The 17,605-nt window shown below is 67.4% G+C and carries 21 protein-coding genes; 10 read left to right on the plus strand and 11 right to left on the minus strand.

The window, feature by feature from the left end; genetic code table 11:
• Nucleotides 1-239 precede the first annotated feature (239 nt).
• Complete coding sequence (gene ubiE, locus G579_RS0102920; protein WP_028988988.1) at nucleotides 240-1,010, minus strand: bifunctional demethylmenaquinone methyltransferase/2-methoxy-6-polyprenyl-1,4-benzoquinol methylase UbiE; 771 nt, start codon at nucleotides 1,008-1,010, stop codon at nucleotides 240-242.
• A gap of 124 nt (nucleotides 1,011-1,134) precedes the next feature.
• Between ubiE and G579_RS0102925 the strand changes: the two genes are divergently transcribed.
• Nucleotides 1,135-1,599, plus strand: coding sequence for a YchJ family metal-binding protein (locus G579_RS0102925; protein WP_028988989.1), 465 nt, complete (start codon nucleotides 1,135-1,137; stop codon nucleotides 1,597-1,599).
• Between the two features lie 26 nt (nucleotides 1,600-1,625).
• On the opposite strand, the gene G579_RS0102930 is transcribed toward G579_RS0102925, so the two are convergent.
• Nucleotides 1,626-2,273 carry a glutathione S-transferase family protein gene (locus G579_RS0102930; RefSeq protein ID WP_028988990.1) on the minus strand — a complete coding sequence of 216 codons (648 nt, stop codon included), beginning with the start codon at nucleotides 2,271-2,273 and terminating at the stop codon, nucleotides 1,626-1,628.
• Nucleotides 2,274-2,410: 137 nt separating this feature from the next.
• Here G579_RS0102930 and G579_RS18505 point away from each other — a divergent pair, with 137 nt between their 5' ends.
• The gene (locus tag G579_RS18505; RefSeq protein WP_081662546.1) at nucleotides 2,411-2,545 is read left to right on the plus strand and encodes a DUF3096 domain-containing protein; all 135 of its coding nucleotides are present in this window, start codon (nucleotides 2,411-2,413) and stop codon (nucleotides 2,543-2,545) included.
• Here G579_RS18505 and G579_RS0102940 read toward each other — a convergent pair.
• Genes G579_RS0102940 through metX form a run of 3 tightly spaced genes read right to left on the minus strand, consistent with a single transcriptional unit; the run spans nucleotide 2,517 to nucleotide 4,620 of the window.
• Nucleotides 2,517-2,861 carry a DUF4124 domain-containing protein gene (locus tag G579_RS0102940; protein WP_028988991.1) on the minus strand — a complete coding sequence of 115 codons (345 nt, stop codon included), beginning with the start codon at nucleotides 2,859-2,861 and terminating at the stop codon, nucleotides 2,517-2,519. The two genes, G579_RS18505 and G579_RS0102940, sit on opposite strands and share 29 nt — an antisense overlap.
• Nucleotides 2,861-3,472, minus strand: coding sequence for a methionine biosynthesis protein MetW (gene metW / locus G579_RS0102945; protein WP_038017827.1), 612 nt, complete (start codon nucleotides 3,470-3,472; stop codon nucleotides 2,861-2,863). The genes G579_RS0102940 and metW overlap by 1 nt, the downstream gene beginning before the upstream one ends.
• Nucleotides 3,469-4,620, minus strand: coding sequence for a homoserine O-succinyltransferase MetX (metX, locus tag G579_RS0102950; RefSeq protein WP_028988993.1), 1,152 nt, complete (start codon nucleotides 4,618-4,620; stop codon nucleotides 3,469-3,471). The genes metW and metX overlap by 4 nt, the downstream gene beginning before the upstream one ends.
• 148 nt (nucleotides 4,621-4,768) lie before the next feature.
• On the opposite strand from metX, the gene G579_RS18055 reads away from it, so the two are divergent.
• On the plus strand, nucleotides 4,769-7,078 hold the full coding sequence (locus G579_RS18055) for a putative bifunctional diguanylate cyclase/phosphodiesterase (RefSeq protein ID WP_051180770.1): 2,310 nt from the start codon (nucleotides 4,769-4,771) through the stop codon (nucleotides 7,076-7,078).
• 139 nt (nucleotides 7,079-7,217) lie between these two features.
• Here G579_RS18055 and G579_RS0102960 read toward each other — a convergent pair whose 3' ends face one another.
• Complete coding sequence (locus G579_RS0102960; protein WP_028988994.1) at nucleotides 7,218-7,985, minus strand: pseudouridine synthase; 768 nt, start codon at nucleotides 7,983-7,985, stop codon at nucleotides 7,218-7,220.
• A gap of 47 nt (nucleotides 7,986-8,032) precedes the next feature.
• Here G579_RS0102960 and G579_RS0102965 point away from each other — a divergent pair, with 47 nt between their 5' ends.
• From G579_RS0102965 to G579_RS15525, 3 genes are all read left to right on the plus strand, one after another.
• On the plus strand, nucleotides 8,033-8,398 hold the full coding sequence (locus G579_RS0102965) for a DsrE family protein (RefSeq protein ID WP_028988995.1): 366 nt from the start codon (nucleotides 8,033-8,035) through the stop codon (nucleotides 8,396-8,398).
• Nucleotides 8,399-8,506: 108 nt separating this feature from the next.
• On the plus strand, nucleotides 8,507-8,902 hold the full coding sequence (locus G579_RS0102970; RefSeq protein WP_028988996.1) for an encapsulin-associated ferritin-like protein: 396 nt from the start codon (nucleotides 8,507-8,509) through the stop codon (nucleotides 8,900-8,902).
• A gap of 1 nt (nucleotide 8,903) precedes the next feature.
• Nucleotides 8,904-9,761, plus strand: a complete 858-nt coding sequence (locus G579_RS15525; RefSeq protein ID WP_081662547.1) for a family 1 encapsulin nanocompartment shell protein — start codon at nucleotides 8,904-8,906, stop codon at nucleotides 9,759-9,761.
• Here G579_RS15525 and G579_RS0102980 read toward each other — a convergent pair whose 3' ends face one another.
• The 4 genes from G579_RS0102980 to hemW all read right to left on the minus strand — a co-directional run bounded on the left by G579_RS0102980 (nucleotide 9,762) and on the right by hemW (nucleotide 14,106).
• Entirely contained in the window at nucleotides 9,762-10,763 is a 1,002-nt protein-coding gene (locus G579_RS0102980; protein WP_038017831.1) for a flippase-like domain-containing protein, read from the minus strand.
• On the minus strand, nucleotides 10,754-11,503 hold the full coding sequence (locus G579_RS0102985) for a DUF2334 domain-containing protein (RefSeq protein ID WP_162142960.1): 750 nt from the start codon (nucleotides 11,501-11,503) through the stop codon (nucleotides 10,754-10,756). Before G579_RS0102985 ends, G579_RS0102980 begins: the two co-directional genes overlap by 10 nt.
• A complete protein-coding gene (locus G579_RS0102990) occupies nucleotides 11,496-12,638 on the minus strand; it encodes a glycosyltransferase family 4 protein (RefSeq protein ID WP_028988999.1) in 1,143 nt (380 codons plus the stop codon). The genes G579_RS0102985 and G579_RS0102990 overlap by 8 nt, the downstream gene beginning before the upstream one ends.
• Before the next feature lie 295 nt (nucleotides 12,639-12,933).
• Nucleotides 12,934-14,106 carry a radical SAM family heme chaperone HemW gene (gene hemW / locus G579_RS0102995; RefSeq protein ID WP_051180772.1) on the minus strand — a complete coding sequence of 391 codons (1,173 nt, stop codon included), beginning with the start codon at nucleotides 14,104-14,106 and terminating at the stop codon, nucleotides 12,934-12,936.
• 113 nt (nucleotides 14,107-14,219) lie between these two features.
• On the opposite strand from hemW, the gene G579_RS0103000 reads away from it, so the two are divergent.
• Nucleotides 14,220-14,807 (plus strand): LON peptidase substrate-binding domain-containing protein, encoded by a 588-nt coding sequence (locus tag G579_RS0103000; RefSeq protein ID WP_038017836.1) that lies wholly within the window; start codon nucleotides 14,220-14,222, stop codon nucleotides 14,805-14,807.
• A 2-nt stretch (nucleotides 14,808-14,809) separates the two neighbouring features.
• Here G579_RS0103000 and G579_RS0103005 read toward each other — a convergent pair whose 3' ends face one another.
• Complete coding sequence (locus tag G579_RS0103005) at nucleotides 14,810-15,301, minus strand: Crp/Fnr family transcriptional regulator (RefSeq protein WP_028989002.1); 492 nt, start codon at nucleotides 15,299-15,301, stop codon at nucleotides 14,810-14,812.
• 386 nt (nucleotides 15,302-15,687) lie between these two features.
• On the opposite strand from G579_RS0103005, the gene speD reads away from it, so the two are divergent.
• The 3 genes from speD (at nucleotide 15,688) to G579_RS0103020 (ending at nucleotide 17,532) form a co-directional block, all read left to right on the plus strand.
• Nucleotides 15,688-16,089, plus strand: a complete 402-nt coding sequence (speD, locus tag G579_RS0103010; protein WP_028989003.1) for an adenosylmethionine decarboxylase — start codon at nucleotides 15,688-15,690, stop codon at nucleotides 16,087-16,089.
• Between the two features lie 111 nt (nucleotides 16,090-16,200).
• Nucleotides 16,201-17,040, plus strand: coding sequence for a polyamine aminopropyltransferase (speE, locus tag G579_RS0103015; protein ID WP_028989004.1), 840 nt, complete (start codon nucleotides 16,201-16,203; stop codon nucleotides 17,038-17,040).
• Nucleotides 17,041-17,178: 138 nt separating this feature from the next.
• A complete protein-coding gene (locus tag G579_RS0103020) occupies nucleotides 17,179-17,532 on the plus strand; it encodes a DsrE family protein (RefSeq protein ID WP_028989005.1) in 354 nt (117 codons plus the stop codon).
• The last annotated feature ends 73 nt before the right edge of the window (nucleotides 17,533-17,605 follow it).

Here is a 17,605-nt window from a genome sequence, read left to right on the forward strand (position 1 = left end):
TCGTGTTGGGCCTTCAATTCAAGTAATAGCACAAGAACGCAGCGGAATGTCGCCATGGAAACATCAAAGACTTGGAGCGCGCGACGGCCCTGTTTGTTCGGCAACGGAGGGGAGGTTCGGCAACAGCGGCGGGGAGAGGCGGGAGCGTCGGGCCCGTCGGCCAGGCTGAGCGGGCGCAGCCCGCTCCTTCGGCCATTCTGAGCATTGGGCCAGCCGTGGCCCGGGCACGGATCAATGGGCTAAATCTTGATCCCCTTGTGCAAGGCCACGATGCCGCCGGACAGGTTGAAGTACTCCACCAGATCGAAGCCGGCCGTCTCCATCATGCCCTTGAAGGTTTCCTGGTCCGGGAAGCGGCGGATGGATTCCACCAGGTACTGGTAGCTGTCGCGGTCGCCGGCCACCCACTGGCCCAGGCGCGGCAGGACATGGAAGGAGTACAGGTCGTAGACCGGGCCGACGCCGGGCCAGGTGGGGTGGGAGAACTCCAGGATCAACACCCGCCCCCCGGGCTTGAGCACCCGGTACAGCTCGTGCAGGGCCTGGTCGGGATGGGTCATGTTGCGGATGCCGAAGGCCAGGGTGGCGACATCGAAGCTGTCGTCCGGGAAGGGCAGCCTTTCCGCATCGGCTTCCACGAACTCCACGTTGCCGACGATGCCCTTGTCCGCCAGCCGGTTGCGTCCCACCTCCAGCATGGCCGGATTGATGTCGGAGATGACCACGCGCCCCCCAGGGCCGACCCGCTCGGCCAGGGCCGCGCCCAGGTCACCGGTACCGCCGGCCACGTCGAGCACCTGATAGCCGGGGCGCACGCGGGCCTGATCGATGGTGAAGCGCTTCCACAGGCGGTGGATGCCGAGCGACATGAGGTCGTTCATCAGATCGTACTTGCCCGCCACGCTCTGGAACACCTGTCCCACCAGGGTGGCCTTCTCCGACTCGGGCACTTCGCGAAAGCCGAAATGCGTGGTGCCCTCGCCATGCCGCAGCGTATCCTGGTCACTCATGGTTCTGTTCCTCCTGTCGCCTGGGCCGTACTGTCGATGAATGTCGCACGCGCTAGCATAACGCAAAACACCGCGATTGCGGTTAAAATTCCTTCGTTTTCCCTGTCCGACGCGAACGCCATCCATGAACGCCACCGCCGACTCCCCGAGTGCCCTCTTCCGTGCCCGCTTCGCGGCCTTCAAGGCGGGCGACACCGATTTCATCTGGCGCACCTACAGCCGCGGCAACGCTTTTTACCGGGAATATCCCAATCCGGCGGATTTTCGGGCCGATTACGGCGCCATGCTGGTCAAGGGCGTAGCGGTGGAGGAGATCCTGGAGGCGCGGGAGCCGGCTCGCTTCGCGGCCGCGCGCGCCCTGCTGCCGGACCCGGACGAGCCCGCCGAGGCGCGCGGCCTGCTGGTCTACGCCCTGGTCTACCAGGTCGGCTGGCACAAGGAGTATCACCATGAGCTCGGGCTCTTCCTGCGGCAGGCCGGGCACTGGGGCTTCCATTCCAGCGTCAGCACGCCTACCCGCCGCTACCGGCCGGGCACGCCGCTGAAGCCCGTCGTGTTCGGCGGCCTGCGCTTCGGCGGCGCGGCCTGAACCGCCGCCCGCTGCAGGCGCCCGCCCTATTTGACGAGCACGCTGCCCTTGTCGCGCAGGTACATCCGGAACTGCTCCCGGAAGTCGGCGGGTACCGAGTCCCGCACCGCCGGCAGCTCCATGAGCGCCCGGCTCCATGCCCGCAGCTTGGCCAGCTCGTCCCAGCGCGGCATGGGCCGCCAGGCGTGCAGGATCTCCAGGCGCATGAAGAGCGGCGCGTAGGCGGCATCCACCAGGGAAAAGCGCCGGCCGCGGAAGAAGGGGGTCGCCACGACGCCTTCCAGGCGCGCCAGGTTGGTGAAGAAGCGCGCCTCGATGGCCGCGAGCCCCTCCTCGCTCTGCGCAGTCATCATGGCGAACTGTTCCGCCAGCAACGCGGCGCCGTACTCGATCCAGGCGCGGTGGCGGGCGCGCTCCAGCGGGTCCTCGGGATGCAGGCGCGGCAGCGTGGTCTCGTCGATGTACTCGTTGATCACCGCTGATTCGAAGAGCGCCGTCTCGTCATTGACCCGCAGCGCCGGCACCTTGCCCGTGGGCGACAGGGCCAGGAACCAGTCGGGTTTGTGGGCCAGATCGATGTAGGTGACCTGAAAGCGCACCTGCTTGTGCAGCAGCGTGATCACCGAGCGCTGCACGTAGGGGCAGAGAGCAAAGCTGATCAGTTCCAGTTTGATAGGCCACCTCCTCGCACTGCTGTGCCATCATTATCCCAGCATTTCCCCGGCCGGCGGGTATAGGACCAAAAACCCAGGCCGGCCCGGACGGCCGGCTCCTACAATGGCAACATTTCCATCATGGCAGGAGGGGCGAGATGACACTGCATTTGGCGCTGGAACCGGTCCTTTCCATCATCGCGGGCATCCTGATCCTCATCATGCCCCGCCTGCTGAACTACGTCATTGCCCTGTACCTGATCATCATCGGCGTGCTCGCCTTGGTCCGCTGATCGCAGCGCGGCCGTCCCGGGACAGGCGCTCGGTCGCGCGAGTGCGGGCACGCCAGGCCTTCTCCCGGTCCCGGGCCTCTGCGGCCCACTCCCGGTCCTTGGCGCGGTTGTACTGCTCCAGCGCCGCGGTTCGGGCGTCGGCGGCCTGGCGGTCGGCCGGAGTCGGCGCCGGCGCAGCCTGCACGGCGCGGGCGCGGCCGGCGGGCGGCGTGTCGCCGTAATGCCAGCGGCCCTGGGCGTCCTGCCACTTGAGCAGGTCCGCCGCCAGCGCGGGCGGTACCAGCAGCAGCGCGAGCACGGCCCAGGCGGCGCGCATCAGCCCAGCGGCAGGCGCGCGCAGCGGTACAGCGCGATCTCGCCGAAGAGGTTGGGGGCCATGCGGTTGAGCCAACTGTCGCGCCGCTGGTCGTCGAGCACCTTGCGCTCCAGTACCTGGATGGCGCGCTTGTCGCACAGCGCCTCGAAGTCGCGGATGGTGCACAGGTGGATGTTGGGCGTGTTGTACCACTGGTGCGGCATGGCGTCGGTGACCGGCATGCGGCCCAGCACGCCGTACTGCCAGCGCGCCTGCCAGTGGCCGAAGTTGGGGAAGGTGACGATGGCCTCGCGCCCCACCCGCAGCATCTCCAGAAGCAACTGATCGGGGTAGGCGGTGGCCTGCAGGGTCAGGGACAGGATCACGTAGTCGAAGGCTTGGTCGCCGAATTCCTTCAGGCCGCGGTCCAGGTCCTGCTGGATCACCGGCACCCCGTTGCGGATGCAGGCGGCCACCTTGAGATCGTCCAGCTCCACGCCGTAGCCGGTGGCCTTGCGATGGTCGCGCAGATGGGCGAGCAGGGTGCCGTCGCCGCAACCCAGGTCCAGCACCCGGCTGCCGGGCCGGATCCAGCCGGCGATGATGTCGAGGTCGGGACGCAACCCGTTCATGCGCCGCACTCCCGGGCCACCCGGTCCATGTAGCCGCCGAACACCTCCACGTATTGCGCGATGGGCATCAGGAAGGCATCGTGGCCCTGGTGCGCCTCGATCTCCGCGTAGCTCACCTCCAGATTGTTGGCGTAGAGGGCGGTGACGATTTCGCGCGAGCGCGCCGGCGCAAAGCGCCAGTCGGAGGTGAAGGAGACCACCAGGAAGCGGGCCGTGACCCCGGCCAGGGCAGCGGTGAGGTTGCCGTCGTAGGCCGCCGCCGGATCGAAGTAATCCAGCGCCTTGGTGATGTACAGGTAGCTGTTGGCGTCGAAGCGCTCCACGAAGCTGCGCCCCTGGTAGCGCAGATAGCTCTCCACCTCGAACTCCACGTCGAAGCCGAAGGAAAAATCCTTGCCGTTGCGCAGGTCGCGGCCGAATTTCTGGCGCATGGCGTCTTCGGACAGGTAGGTGATGTGGCCGACCATGCGCGCCAGCGCCAGGCCCCGGCGCGGCTTGGTGTCGAATTCGTAGTAGCGGCCCTCGTGGAAGTCGGGGTCGGTCATGATGGCTTGGCGCGCCACCTCGTTGAAGGCGATGTTCTGGGCCGACAGCTTGGGCGTGGCGGCGATCACCACGGCGTGGCGCAGACGCTCGGGAAAGTCGATGGCCCACTGCAGCACCTGCATGCCGCCCAGGCTGCCGCCCACCACCGCGGCCCATTGGGCGATGCCCAGCACGTCCGCCAGCCGCGCCTGGGTTTGCACCCAGTCCTTTACGGTGACCATCGGAAAATCGAGCCCGTAAGGCTTGCCGGCTTCGGGGTTGGTGCTGGCCGGCCCGGTGGAGCCCTTGCAGGAGCCGATCACGTTGGCGCAGACCACGAAAAAGCGGCTGGTGTCCACCGGCTTGCCCGGTCCCACCAGGGCGTCCCACCAGCCTGGCTTGCGGTCGGCCATGCTGTGATAGCCTGCCGCGTGGTGGTCACCGGACAGGGCGTGGCAGAGGAGCACGGCGTTGGAGCGGTCGGCGTTCAGCTCGCCGTAGCACTCGTAGGCGAGCGTGTACTCGGGCAGGGTGCGGCCGCACTCCAGCAGCAGGGGCTCGCTGAAGTGGCGGCTTTGCGGCGTGACGAGGCCGACGGAGTTCTCGGGAATGGATTCAGGCATCTTTCCTGCAACAATTCAAAATTTTTCGAGTGTAATCAGGGGCCGGCCGAGGGCAATCCCTGACGATGCAAAACGGCCGCCATGAACTATATTGCTTAAAATTAAGCTGCTAATCATAAAACTACAAGGCCATTCAACGCACGGATTGATGAAACTCGCTTTCAGGCCCCAATTCCGCAATTCCTTCGCCACCCTGCTCCGGGCTGCCACCACGACCTTTCTCGTGCTGGGCCTCTTTGCGCTGGCGGTGTACGGCTTTTTGAGCTGGCGTCAGGAGAAGGAAGATCTGCAAAACAGCCTGGCCATCCAGGCCAGCTTCGCCGCCGCCAGCAGCGAGCACTTCTTCGCCAGCGTCAGCAGCGGACTCGACCTGCTCGGGCAGCTCCTGCTCGAGCGTGACGTGCTGCAGCGTCCCCAGGATGCCCTGCCCCTGCTCGGCGCCTTCCGGTCCCGCCACGAGGAAATCGCCAGCATGGCGATCTTCAGCAGCGACGGCCAGATGCTCGCCAATTCGGCGGCCGCGCCCGGCTCGCGGCTGCCGGATCTGCGCCGGCACCCGGATTTCCTGCAGACCCTGCGCGCGGACATGCAGTCGCCGGCCGCCTATGTGGTCGGCCGCACCCAGTATGGCCTGGTGGTGCGGCAGTGGCGTATTCCGCTGCGCCACACCGTGCGCGACGCCCGCAACCGCCCGCTGCTGGTGCTGCAGGCCAGCATCCCGGTGCAGCAGAAGACCACACTGTGGCAAGCCATTCCATTGCTGCCCGGCACCAGCATCGGCCTGGTGCGTGACGACGGCTATCACCAGAGCCGCTGGCCCGCGCCGCAGCCGGAGCGCGTCTACCTGACCCGCGCCCGGGGGCCGCTGATGCAGGCGCTGCGGGCCCGGCCGGCGCAGCGCACCGGCTTCTTCCAGGGGCGGGTCATGGCGGACGGCCGCAATCGCCTGGGCGCCTACGCGCGGCTGCCCACCATGGGGATGACCGCCTACGTCTCCGTGCCCCAGACGCTGCTGTGGATGCGCTGGTGGGAGCACAATGCTCCGGTGTTCGCGGGCTTTGTCATCTACTTCGCCATCTTTCTCGGTGTCGGCAAGTTCGTCGTGCGGCGGGAGGAGGACCACAGTCGCACGTTGCTGGCCCAGGCCCGGCACGATCCGCTCACCGATCTGCCCAACCGGCTGGCGGCGGAGGAGCAGCTGGCGCACGAGGTGGCGCGGGCGCGCCGGGAGAACAGCCGCTTCGCCGTGCTCTTCCTCGATCTGGACCGCTTCAAGGATATCAACGACAGCCTGGGCCACGCCATCGGCGACAGCATTCTGCGGCAGGTGGCGGCGCGCCTGCAGCACAACCTGCGCGACGAGGATATCCTCGCCCGCCTGGGCGGCGACGAGTTTCTGGCCATCCTGCCGGCCGCCGGCGCCGAGGATGCCACCCAGGCGGCGCAACGGCTGCTGGCCGTGCTGGACATGCCCTTCCCGGTGGACGAGCGCCGCTTCCAGCTCGGCGCCAGCATCGGCATCAGCCTCTTCCCCGACGACGGCCGCAGTGCCGGCACCTTGCTGCAGCATGCCGATGCGGCCATGTACGAAGCGAAGCGCCGCGGGCGCAACAATCTGGTGCTCTTTGCCGAAGCCCTCGGCGAGAGCAGCCGGCAACGGCTGCAACTGCAGCAGGATCTGCGGCGGGCGCTGGAGCAGCAGGAATTCGTGCTCTACTACCAGCCCCTGGTGGAGCTTGCCGGCGGCCGTGTCGTCGGTGCCGAAGCACTGATCCGCTGGCGGGACCCGCAGCACGGCCTGCGCAGTCCGGCCGAGTTCATCCCCTATGCGGAGGAGTCCGGCCTCATCCTGCCCATCGGCGCCTGGGTGCTGCAGGCGGCGTGCCGGCAGGCGCAAGCCTGGGCGGCACAGGGCCTGGACCTGCAGGTGGCGGTGAACCTGTCCACCCGCCAGTTCCAGGATCCGGAGATCGTGGCCAAATTGCGCTCGATCCTGGCCAACAGCGGCGTGGATCCCTGCCGACTGGAGCTGGAGATCACCGAAAGCGCCGCCATGCTGGATCCCGAAGCCAGCATCCGCACCATCGGCGCGCTCAAGGGGCTGGGCCTGCAGATCGCCATCGACGACTTCGGCACCGGCTATTCCTCGCTGAACTACCTCAAACGCATCCCGGCGGACGTCATCAAGATCGACCAGTCCTTCGTGCGCGACCTGGCCACCGATCCCGATGACGCGGCCATCGTGCGCGCCATCATCGGCTTGGCGCAGACCCTGGGGCGCCGCTGCCTGGCCGAGGGCATCGAAACGGCGGAACACTTCCAGACGCTGCAGCGCTTCGGCTGCGACTACGGCCAGGGCTACTGGATGAGCCGGCCGCTGCCCGCCGCCGAGTTCGAAGCGCTGGTCCTGGAGCAACCCTGCTTCCTGGCAACCGGGAATCTGGCACCCGTTTCCTGAATCGTGGTGGTCCCTGGCAACCGGGGGCGGAGTGGCGCCGATCGCGAGCAAGCTCGCTTCTGCAGGGAGCGCAGAGGCCGGGCTTGAGTTGCAGGAACGAGCTTGCTCGCGATGGACTTTGGCCGTGCCGCCGGCCCATTCAGGAGGCAGTTCTGCCCCGCCGTGGTCCCAGCGCCATCACCTCCGCCGGCGTCAGCAGGCGGTACTCCCCCCGCTTCAGCTCGCCGAGCGTCAGCGGGCCGATGGATATCCGCACCAGCTGCAGCACGTCGGCGCCGAGCGCCTCGGCCATGCGCCGGATCTGGCGGTTGAGTCCTTCCTCGAGAGTGATCTCCAGCCACTGGGTCTTCTCCCCCTGACGCAGCACGCGCACCATTGCCGGCCGGGTGCGCTCGCCCGCGCCTAGATCCAGGCCCTGGCGCATGGCTTCCAGGGCCGCGGCATCCAGATGCCGGTCGAGCTGCACGTGGTAGGTCTTGGGCACGTGGCTGGCGGGATCGAGCAGGCGATGGGCCCACTGCGTATCGTTGGTGAAGAGCAGCAGGCCCTGGCTGGCCCGGTCCAGGCGACCCACCGGCGCCAGCCAGGCGTCCTCGCGTCCCCACTCCCCAAGACAATCGTAGACCGTGGCACGGCCCTGCTCGTCGCTGCGCGTGGTCGTCACGCCCGCTGGCTTGTGCAGGGCCAGATAGACCTTGGTCCGAGGGCGCAGCAGAACGTTATCCAGGAAAATACGGTCGCGGTGCATGTCGACCCGGTACCGGCCGTCCCGCACGACCCGCTCGTTGACGCGCACGCGCCCCGCACCGATCAGCACCGCCGCCTGCGTGCGCGAGGCCACGCCCAGCTTGGACAAGGCGCGTTCCAGGGACACGCCGGCGGGCGCTTTTTTGTGGGAGCTTTTCATGGGATGCTATTTTATTGCTGTTTCGACATCCCAGAAAGGAGAATAAAATGAGTCACTTTTTCGTCAACATCACCCACGCCGCCAACGATCTGGACCGTGCCACCGTGGGACTGGTGCTGGCAAAAAACGCCCTTGCCGAAGGCCATCAGGTCACCCTGTTCCTGAGCCTGGATGGCGTGCACCTGGCCCGCGCCGACAACTACGTCGACGGTCTGCAGGAGCCCACTTTCCCGAGCGTGAAGGAGTTGCTGGATTTCCTGCTGGCCCAGAAGGCCACCATCTGGGTTTGCGCCGGCTGCTACAAGAAGCGCGGCCTGGAGGAGACCCACTTCATCCCCGAAGCCGAAATCGTCGGCGCGGGCGCGGCAATCAAGGCCATGGCGACACCTGGCGTCGTGCCCGTCTATTATTAAACTGAATCCAAGCCGTTTGTTCTAAGTTGACGAGTGTAGTTTCTGCTTCATCCATCTGCCATCCCGCCCGCCAGCGCGGGCGGATTTCACGCAAGAAGGGAGTGGATCATGTCTCATGAAGGCCTGCACGAAGACCCCGCCAAGCTGAGCCCGGAAACCCAGGATCGCCACCGGGCCATCATTTCCCTCATGGAAGAATTCGAAGCCGTGGACTGGTATCGGCAGCGCGCCGACGCCTGCGGCGACCCGGCGCTCAAGGCCATCCTCCTGCACAACATGGAGGAGGAGATGGAGCACGCGGCCATGGTGCTCGAGTGGCTCCGCCGCCAGATGCCCGAGCTGGACAAGAACCTGCGCGAGTACCTCTTCACGACCGGGGACATCACGCATCTGGAGGAGGAAAACACGGGCAAGACGGAATCCGGCGCCACCCGTCCCGCGGACGAGGTACAGCCCGCGGCCAGCCCGCGCCGCTTCACCGTCGGTGATCTGAAAGGAGACTGACATGAACGTGACCATCCCCTTCCTCGACCCGGACCTGATTTCCCGCATGGAAGCCGCGGCGGTGGCCACCGCCCGGGATCTCCTGACCGGCCGGCGCATCCTGCCGGTGGAGGGTCCCTTCGGTCCCGGCTTCACCACCTTCGAGCTCGGCAACGACGACCTGCGCCACCACGACAACTTCCACGACGCCATCACCGTGGTCTCCCGGCCCCTGTCGGTGCCCATGATCTTCCGCCGCTTCGTCCTCAGCCGCCGGCAGGTGGCGGCCCACCTGGAGCACGGCCAGCCCCTGGACCTCACGCCCGTGCGCAATGCCACCATGGCCGTGACCCTGCGCGAGGAGGAGCTGGTCTATCGCGGCGCCCCGGAGCTGGGCCAGGCCGGCCTGGCCACGGCGGAGGGCCGCAACCATCTCGAAGGCGGCGACTGGGAAAGCGTGGAGCAGGTGCTCAAGGACGTGCTGGCGGCCGTCACCCTGCTGGACGAGCAGGGCTACCGCGGCCCCTACGCCCTGGTGCTGGCGCCGCGGCTCTACAACAGCTTGTTCCGCCGCTATCCGGACGGCAGCGACCTGGTGCAGATCGAGCACCTCAAGAGCCTGTGCACCGCCGGCATCTACAAGACCCAGATCGAGGGCGCGCTGCTGCTCACGCCCGAGGCGGGCACCCTCCTGATCGGCGAGGACCTGCACGTGGACTACACCATTCCCGACCCCACCCACTTCAACTTCGCCATCAAGGAATCCCTGGTGCTGAAGATCGACGCGCCGGGGGCCATCTGCACCATTGCCCCGGCGGGCATGGCCGCGCCCAAGGAGCAGGACGACAGCGAGGTGGGCCGCCACCCCAGCCGGAGCTGATCAGCCGGCGGGCGCCAGCAGCCGGCGCGCCGCCCGCCCGGTCTGCAGGATGAAGACCGGCGCGCCGACCAGCAGATACCAGTAGAAGGTGCAGAAGCGCCAGACGATGAGGGTCAGGGCGCTGGTGGCGGGGTTGAGATAGGTGCTCAGCAGGGCGCCGAAGCCGATCTCCACCCCGCCGCCGCCGCCCGGCAGCAAGAGGATCTGGCCGCCGAAGAGCAGAATGGACTGCACCAGGAAGAGATAGGCCCAGGGCACCGACTCCTTCAGCAGCCACAAGAGCACCGCCAGCACGCTGTAGCGCAGCAGCCAGTGGCCCGCCGTGAAGAGATAGAGGGCCAGTAGCCGGTGCAGCGGCATGCGTATCAGCAGGGCGACGGCTTGGCGGAAGTGCACCACCATGCGCGCCATGCGGAAGCGGAAACGGGCGAGGAAGCGGATGCGCCGCGCCAGGTTGCCCAGCCACAGCAGGATGCTGCGGTGCTTGTGGACCACCAGCCACAAGAGCGCCAGCCCCGCCAGGATCAGCGTCAGCAGCAGCCCGCCGAAGAGCAGCGGATGGCTGACGCCGCTGCGCGAAAGGAAGAGCAGGATGGCGATGGGAATGGCGGTGCCGAAGAACACCAGATCGGCCAGCGCGTCCACCGCCAGCATCCCCGCGCTGCGCCCCGTGCTCAGCCCCTTCTCCGTCAGCAGGAACACCAGCGTGGGCGGCCCGCCGGAGCCGGCCGGGGTGGCGGCGCTGGCGAACTCGGTCGCCACCACCGTCGACAAGGCTTGGCGGCCACTCAGGCGCAGCCCCAGGCTGCCGCCCAAAAGCTGCAGGCGTGCCGCGTTCAGGCGCCAGCCGAGCAGCACCATGCCGAGCAGCAGGGCGATGCCCCACAAGGGCAGGCGGCCCAGCACCCGGAAGCTCTCCAGGCCGCCGTAGAAGATCGGCACCGAAACGGACAGGGTCAGGCTGACGATGAGCAGCAGGGCGAAGGAGTGCTTCAGACGCATGCGCGAACGGCGGCCTCTTTGGTCATGGCCACGCGATCTGCCAGCGCGCGCGCCAGGAAATCCTGCCAGTCGCGCATCACCTGCGGATGGGCGGCGTCGGCCGGGTGCAGGGACAGGCGCAGCACGGAGTTGTCCTGCAAGCGCTGGAAGAGGAAGGGATTCCAGCGCCGCGACAGCCACACCCGCCAGGGCGAGCGCACGCTGTAGACCAGGCTCTGGCTGGGGATGAAGCGGCGGCTGGGCAGGTGGTGCAGCCCCTGCAGGGTGGTGGTGTACTGAAAGGACAGGGCGCTCAAGGCCTGCCAGGCGCCGTCACCCAGGAGCCAGGCCGGCGCGACGAAGCCGGGCGCGGACCAGCCCAGGCGCTGGAAGAGCGCCAAGCCGGCCTCTAGGCGCTCCCGCGCCTGCGCCGCATCCAGGGCGGCGAACTCTCCCTCGCCGGCGGTGTAGAAGCGCCGCCGCAGCCGCCCCCAGGGCGTGCGCGCCTGGGGCGCGTCGTCCACATGATAAAAGCCGTGCAGGGCGATTTCGTCGCCTTGGGCCAGGCGCGCGTCGATGGCGCGCACGAAGGTGGGGTCCCGGTCGACCCGGCCGAGCCGGTGGTAGTCGGGCACCACCAGCAGGGTCACGGGCACGGGCGCCACGGCATGCAGGGCTTCCAGAATGCGGACGCAGGCGGGCCAGGTGGCGGGCGCCACGTCATGCAGGGACACGCACAGGGCGCGACGGGCATCAGTCAACGGCATACTGGACGGGCAGGCGACTCAGATCCAGGCGTCCGGCCAGGGCGGGAATGCTGGCGTAGTGGCGCAGCAGGCGGGGCATCACCCGGTCCCAGCCGTACAGGCGCTCCACCTTGGCGCGCGCGTTGCATCCGAGCTGCGCCAGATCCTGCTCGAAGAGCGCGGCAATGCCTTCGGCCAGGGCCGCGGCGCGGCCGGGCTCCACCAGCAAGCCGCAGCTCGGGTCCACCAGCTCCGCCACGCCGCCCGCCGCCATGCCGACCACCGGCAGGCCGCAGGCCATGGCTTCCAGCACCACCAGCCCGAAGGTTTCCTGATCGCCCGGATGCACCAGGGCGTCGCAGCTGGCGATGAGACCGGCCAGATCCGCCGTGTCCGACTGGTAGGGCCAGTAGGTCACGTTGCGTTGCGGCGGCAGGTTCGCGCCCGCGCCGACCATGAGCAGGTGGTAGGCGGGGCCGAGGCGTTCCAATGCCTGCAAGAGCAGAGGCAGGTTTTTTTCCCGGGAGAAGCGGCCCACGTAGATCAGCAGGCGCGTATCCGCAGCTAGGCCCAGGCGGGCGCGCAGGGCGGCGTCGCGCAACTCGGGCCGGAAGCGCTCCAGATCCACGCCCAGGGGCTGATAGCGCGCCTGCATGATGCCCAAGCTATGCAGTTTGTCCACCATCACCTGGCTCGGCGCCAAGACCAGGTCGAAACGGCCATAGAGGCGCCGCACATAGGCGGCCGTAGCGGCGCCGGCCATGCCGCCGAAGCGGCTGCGCACCAGCCGCGGCAGATCGGAGTGATAAAAGCTGACCACCGGCACCCCTAAATCGCGGCCCACCCGCAAGCTGAGCCAGGCCAGCTGATAGGGATCGCCGGCCTCGATCAGGTCCGGCTCCAACTGGCGCAGGGTGCGGCCCCAGGCCGCCAGATTGACGGGCAGGCGATAGCCGTGGCCGAAGGGGATCTTCGGGCTGCGCAGCGTCACCACGCCGGGGTTGCTGTGCGGGCTGTTGCGCGCTCCCGGCACCACCAGCGTGTGGCGCAGTACCCGATAGCGCTGCAGCCAGGCCCGTTTCTGGGTCAGATAGCGCTTGACCCCGCCGGATTCCCGGGCAAAAAACATGGTCGTGTCGACTAGATGCAAATTGGCACTCCCAATGCCGTTCTGTTTCATGCCCAAGAAGAGCTGCGTGGCGCGGCCACCGGAGCATGGCCGGCGAAGCGCGGCCCGCTCGGCCCTTCCGCATCCGGACTGCGCAGTGCGTCACTTCAATTGTAGCCAAGCGCCGAATGCTCGGCCGCGTTATCTTAGCTTGTTTCCGCGGAACCGGTAAAACGCCCGCGACGAAGCAAGCCGGCTCGGGCGGGTGTGGGACCGGGCGTCGCTTGTCATGATGCCACCGGCCGCCCGCTCCGGCCTCTTCCGAAAGACCGTCCCGTCAGGCGTCCGGGGGCAGGAACAGGCGCTGCAGATCGTTCAAAAAGCGCAGGCCCAGCGGCGTGGGACGGATGCGCTGCAAGTCCCAGGCGATCAGCCCCTGCCGTTCCGCCGATTCCAGGGCCTGTTGCACCTTGACCAAGGGCAGGCCGGTACGCTCTTCGAAGAGGCGGGTCTCGAAGCCGTCCACCAGGCGGAAAGCATTCAGGGCGAACTCGAAGGGCAGGTCGCGGGCCGCGGCCTCGCGCCGCTCGCCCAGTCCGCCGCTGCCCAGCGCCTGGGCTTGATACTGCTCGGGACCGCGCGGCTTGGTGGTGCGCAGGACACGATCATGGCTGGTGATCTTGCCGTGCGCGCCGGCCCCGATGCCCAGGTAGTCGCCGAAGCGCCAGTAATTGAGGTTATGGCGCGCCTGCTGGCCGGGCGCGGCGTGGGCGGATATCTCGTAGCGGCCGAGCCCCGCCGCCTGCAGCCGCTCCCGCAGCACGTCCTCCATCTCTCCGAGCGCATCGTCGTCGGGCAGTCCGGGCGGCGGCTCGTGGGCGAAGGGGGTGTTGGGCTCCAGGGTGAGCTGGTAGAGGGACAGATGCGAGGGCGCAAAGGCCAGCGCCGCCTCCACGTCGGCCAAGGCCTGCTCGAGTTCCTGGCCGGGCAGGCCGAAGATCAGATCCAGGTTGAAATTGTCGAAGCCCGCCGCCCGCGCCGCGGCCGCCGCCTGCCGCGCTTCGATGCCGCCGTGGATGCGTCCCAGGCGCTGCAGCATGCCGTCGGCGAAGGACTGGATGCCGATGGACAGGCGATTGATGCCCGCCGCCCGGAACCCCTGGAAGCGCGCCACGTCCACCGTACCCGGATTGGCCTCCAGGGTGATCTCCGCCAAGGGCGAGAGCGGCAGGCGGGCGCGGATCCCCGACAACAGCCGGTCGATGGCCTCGGGACTGAACAGGCTCGGGGTGCCGCCGCCGAAGAACACGGTCTCCACGTGACGTCCCCAAACCAGCGGCAGATCCCGCTCCAGATCGGCCAACAGGGCATCCACATAGGCATCCTCGGCCAGCGCCCCGCGCAGGGCGTGGGAGTTGAAGTCGCAGTACGGGCACTTCCTGACGCACCAGGGCAGGTGCACGTACAGGGACAGGGGCGGCGGCGCGCTGAAATGCAGGGGTAGGGCCATGTCGATCCGTTGATGCAAGGGGGCAAGGCGGGCGAGTCCTCACCGGGACCAGGTACGGGTGCTATAATGCGGGTATTTGGTGGAATCCGTCATCCATCGCGCAGGACCGATCCATGCCCGAAAGCATAGAACAACTCCCGCTCTTTCCGCTGAACACCGTGCTGTTTCCGGGCAGCCGGCTGGCTCTGCGCGTTTTCGAGCCACGCTACCTGGACATGGTGACGGACGCCTTGAAGCGCGAGCGGCCCTTCGGCATCGCCCTCATCCGCCAGGGCGCGGAAGTGGGGGAGCCGGCCGAGCCCTTCGACGTGGGCACTCTCGCCCACATCATCAACTGGGACATGCCGGAGCAGGGCATCCTGCAGATCGAAGTTCAGGGCGGACACCGCTTCCGCGTGGAGCGCCGGTCCCTCCGGGACCGGCTGGTGCTGGCCGACGCGGCGCTGTTGCCCGGCGAGCCCGCCACCCCGCTGCCCGACGACCTGCAGGACCTCGGCATCTTTCTGGCCGAAATCTGCCGCGAATTCGGCCCCGCCGTGCTGGGCGATCGCGCCCATCTGGACGATGCCGGCTGGGTGGGCATGCGCCTGGCCCAGCTGCTGCCCATCGACAACCGGGACAAGCAGGAGCTGCTGGAACTTCAGGATCCCCTGGCGCGGCTGGACCGGCTCCGGGAGATCCTGCGCCACCCGCCCGTCTAGGGCTACTTCCCGCGACCGTACAGGTAGCTGGAAAACTCCGTGTAATCCTGGGACACCCGGCGGAACAGGTGATCCAGGCTGATGATGACGTGCTCCAGCAGGTTCACCGCAATGTAGGGGTGCTCCACCCGCAGGCGCTTGTAGCGGGCGCGGGTCAGGACCAGCACCTGGGTATCCTCGCTCTTGGCCACCAGCCGCGCGCTGCGGGGGCGGCGGTCGAAGAAGGACATCTCGCCCATCACCTCCCCCTCCACCATGCGGCCCACCTCCTGCTGATCGCCGGTGGGCGCCTCGTAGATCAGGGCCACCTCGCCCTTCACCACGAAATAGAGTGCTTCGCCGAGGGTGCCGATGTCGGCGATGACCTCGTTCTTGGAGAAATGGGCGTGGGTGACGTATTCCAGCAGCGTGTTGATCTCCTGCATGGTCAGGGATTCGCACAAATGCTGGTGCTTCAGAAACTGGCTTAGCTCCACCTTGTGGGCGGCTGACATGTCCTTGCTCCTTATGTATTGGCGGTGCGCCCCGCCGGCAATGCCGATCGCCGGCGGGGCCATGCCACTCCTGTCCTCGTGGCGTCCCCAGTATATCATGCCGTGTCGCGGAGTTAAGCAACCCTGCAAAAAGTCTTGCATCCCGCGGCCCGCCTCCCTATAATGCGCCGCTTTCACTGTTTCCACGGCACCGAAAGCTGCACCGGGGGGAAACGCCGTCACCGACGGCCGAAGCGGCCCAAACCCTCAGGGGAATACGCCAAATCCAAAACCTAGGGCTGTCTGGGGGTGCACGGGAGCTACTTCTTAAGCGGCCGCTCGCTGGCCTTTCTCCGCAAAGCGGAGGACCGTCAGCTGGCTTTCTCTTGTTAGGGGGGGCTTGACCGATGCGCTCTTTGGGACATCAAATCGTTGCAGAATTCTACCACTGCGACAAGAACATCCTCAGCGATGTTGACCTCGTGACCGATGCCATGCTGGAAGCGGCCCGCCGCACCGGCTGCACCATCGTCACCCAGACCTTCCACCATTTTTCCCCGTATGGCGTCAGCGGCGCGGTCATCGTGGCCGAATCGCATCTGGCCATCCATACCTGGCCCGAGTACGGCTATGCCGCCGTCGACATCTTCACCTGCGGCGACACGGTCTTCCCGGAGCAAGGCCTCACCTACCTGAAGGAAGCCCTGCGCGCCCAGCAGGTGTCCACCATGGAAATGAAGCGCGGCCAAGTGGACATGATGGGCGTGGACCCCAGCCAAGTCACCGTCAAGCTGGCCGCCAGCGCCTGACGGCGCCCACGGCCGTCCGTCCGCGGGCGGCCGTTGCCCATCCCCAATCCCGCAACCCACGGCTCGGCCAGACTGCGACCCGCCTGAGCCTTGCTTTTCCATGGAGGCACTATGAGCACGGAACTGTGGTACTCGGAGCGCTGGGAAGAAGGCCGCTCGGCCATCAGCCTCAAGGTCCTCGAAGTTCTGCATCGGGAGCAGAGCCCCTATCAGACCATCGAAATCTTCCGCACCGAAAGCTTCGGCACTCTGATGACCCTGGACGGGCTGGTCATGGTCACCGACCGGGACAACTTCGTCTATCACGAGATGATGTCCCACCCGGCCCTCTTTTCCCATCCCGATCCCAAGCGCGTGCTCATCATCGGCGGCGGCGACTGCGGCACCCTGCGCGAGGTGCTCAAGCATCCCGGCGTCCGGCACGTGGACATGGTGGAGCTGGATGAGCGGGTCACCCGGGTGGCGGAGCAGTTTTTCCCCGAGCTGTGCGAAGCCAACGGCGACCCGCGCGCCCATTTCCATTTCCAGGACGGCATCCAGTGGGTGGCCGACGCGCCGGCGGGCAGCTATGACGTGATCATCATCGACTCCACCGATCCGGTGGGTCCGGCGGCGGGGCTCTTTTCCGCCCAGTTCTACGGCAACTGCCTGCGCGCCCTGGGCGAACGGGGTGTCGTGGTGGGGCAGAGCGAGTCCCCGCTTTTCCATGCCGAGCTGATCCGCAGCGTGCGCGCCCGCTTGCGCGAGGCCGGCGCCAGCGACGTGGCCACCCTGCACTTCCCCCAGTGCACCTATCCATCCGGCTGGTGGAGCGCCACCCTGGGCGGCAAGGGTGTCAAGCTGGAGGAATTCCGCCATGCGGACGCCGCCGCCAAGTCCTTCGCCACGCGCTACTACAACGCCGCCCTGCACCGCGGCGCGCTGGCCATGCCGGAGTTCCTGCGGGACTGAGAGCCGGCGAGCGCCGCGCCCGTGCAACGCCGCCGGCATGCGCTATAATAGACAGCATGTCGTCGGGACGTGCCGCAAACAGCACCGCGCCGGCCCCGGACAAGGTTTTTCGCGTTTCCCCCCGCTAAGGAACACTGCATGAGCTGGACCATTATCATCCAATCCCGCCCCGATGCCCCCGGCAACCCCGCCTTCACGGCCCTGCGCCTGGCCGGCGCCGCCGTCGCCGACGGGGAGACCGTCTGTCTCTTCCTGGTGGAAGGCGCGCTGCAACTGGCGCTGAAAACCCCCGAGATCGAGGACGAGCGGCTGCAGGCACAGCGGGACATGCTGTGCGAATTCATCGAACTCGGCATGAGCGTCCAGGCCTGCGGCATGTGCCTGACCCGCGAGTGCAAGTCGGAAGGCGATTTGCTGCCGGGAGTGGAGAAAGGCTCCATGAAGACGCTGGTCGCCAGCATTCGCCAATCGGAAAAGGTCCTGACCTTCTGACGGCAGCCAATCCCCTCCGTCAACCACTCATGCGCCACGTCGTTATATCCTCAGCAATGGCCTCCGAGCCCAT

Source organism: Thermithiobacillus tepidarius DSM 3134, assembly GCF_000423825.1.
In the GTDB taxonomy this organism is placed as follows: domain Bacteria; phylum Pseudomonadota; class Gammaproteobacteria; order Acidithiobacillales; family Thermithiobacillaceae; genus Thermithiobacillus; species Thermithiobacillus tepidarius.

Bases quoted from the DNA above. Each gene is read 5' to 3' on its own strand.
- hemW (WP_051180772.1), bottom strand. From the start codon at position 14,106: ATGGCCCTACCCCTGCATTTCAGCGCGCCGCCGCCCCTGTCCCTGTAC.
- metX (WP_028988993.1), bottom strand. From the start codon at position 4,620: ATGCCTGAATCCATTCCCGAGAACTCCGTCGGCCTCGTCACGCCGCAA.
- G579_RS15525 (WP_081662547.1), top strand. From the start codon at position 8,904: ATGAACGTGACCATCCCCTTCCTCGACCCGGACCTGATTTCCCGCATG.
- G579_RS0102980 (WP_038017831.1), bottom strand. From the start codon at position 10,763: ATGCGTCTGAAGCACTCCTTCGCCCTGCTGCTCATCGTCAGCCTGACC.
- G579_RS0102940 (WP_028988991.1), bottom strand. From the start codon at position 2,861: ATGCGCGCCGCCTGGGCCGTGCTCGCGCTGCTGCTGGTACCGCCCGCG.
- ubiE (WP_028988988.1), bottom strand. From the start codon at position 1,010: ATGAGTGACCAGGATACGCTGCGGCATGGCGAGGGCACCACGCATTTC.
- G579_RS18505 (WP_081662546.1), top strand. From the start codon at position 2,411: ATGACACTGCATTTGGCGCTGGAACCGGTCCTTTCCATCATCGCGGGC.
- G579_RS0102925 (WP_028988989.1), top strand. From the start codon at position 1,135: ATGAACGCCACCGCCGACTCCCCGAGTGCCCTCTTCCGTGCCCGCTTC.
- G579_RS0103005 (WP_028989002.1), bottom strand. From the start codon at position 15,301: ATGTCAGCCGCCCACAAGGTGGAGCTAAGCCAGTTTCTGAAGCACCAG.
- G579_RS0103000 (WP_038017836.1), top strand. From the start codon at position 14,220: ATGCCCGAAAGCATAGAACAACTCCCGCTCTTTCCGCTGAACACCGTG.
- G579_RS0102960 (WP_028988994.1), bottom strand. From the start codon at position 7,985: ATGAAAAGCTCCCACAAAAAAGCGCCCGCCGGCGTGTCCCTGGAACGC.
- speD (WP_028989003.1), top strand. From the start codon at position 15,688: ATGCGCTCTTTGGGACATCAAATCGTTGCAGAATTCTACCACTGCGAC.
- G579_RS18055 (WP_051180770.1), top strand. From the start codon at position 4,769: ATGAAACTCGCTTTCAGGCCCCAATTCCGCAATTCCTTCGCCACCCTG.
- metW (WP_038017827.1), bottom strand. From the start codon at position 3,472: ATGAACGGGTTGCGTCCCGACCTCGACATCATCGCCGGCTGGATCCGG.
- G579_RS0102970 (WP_028988996.1), top strand. From the start codon at position 8,507: ATGTCTCATGAAGGCCTGCACGAAGACCCCGCCAAGCTGAGCCCGGAA.
- speE (WP_028989004.1), top strand. From the start codon at position 16,201: ATGAGCACGGAACTGTGGTACTCGGAGCGCTGGGAAGAAGGCCGCTCG.
- G579_RS0102965 (WP_028988995.1), top strand. From the start codon at position 8,033: ATGAGTCACTTTTTCGTCAACATCACCCACGCCGCCAACGATCTGGAC.
- G579_RS0103020 (WP_028989005.1), top strand. From the start codon at position 17,179: ATGAGCTGGACCATTATCATCCAATCCCGCCCCGATGCCCCCGGCAAC.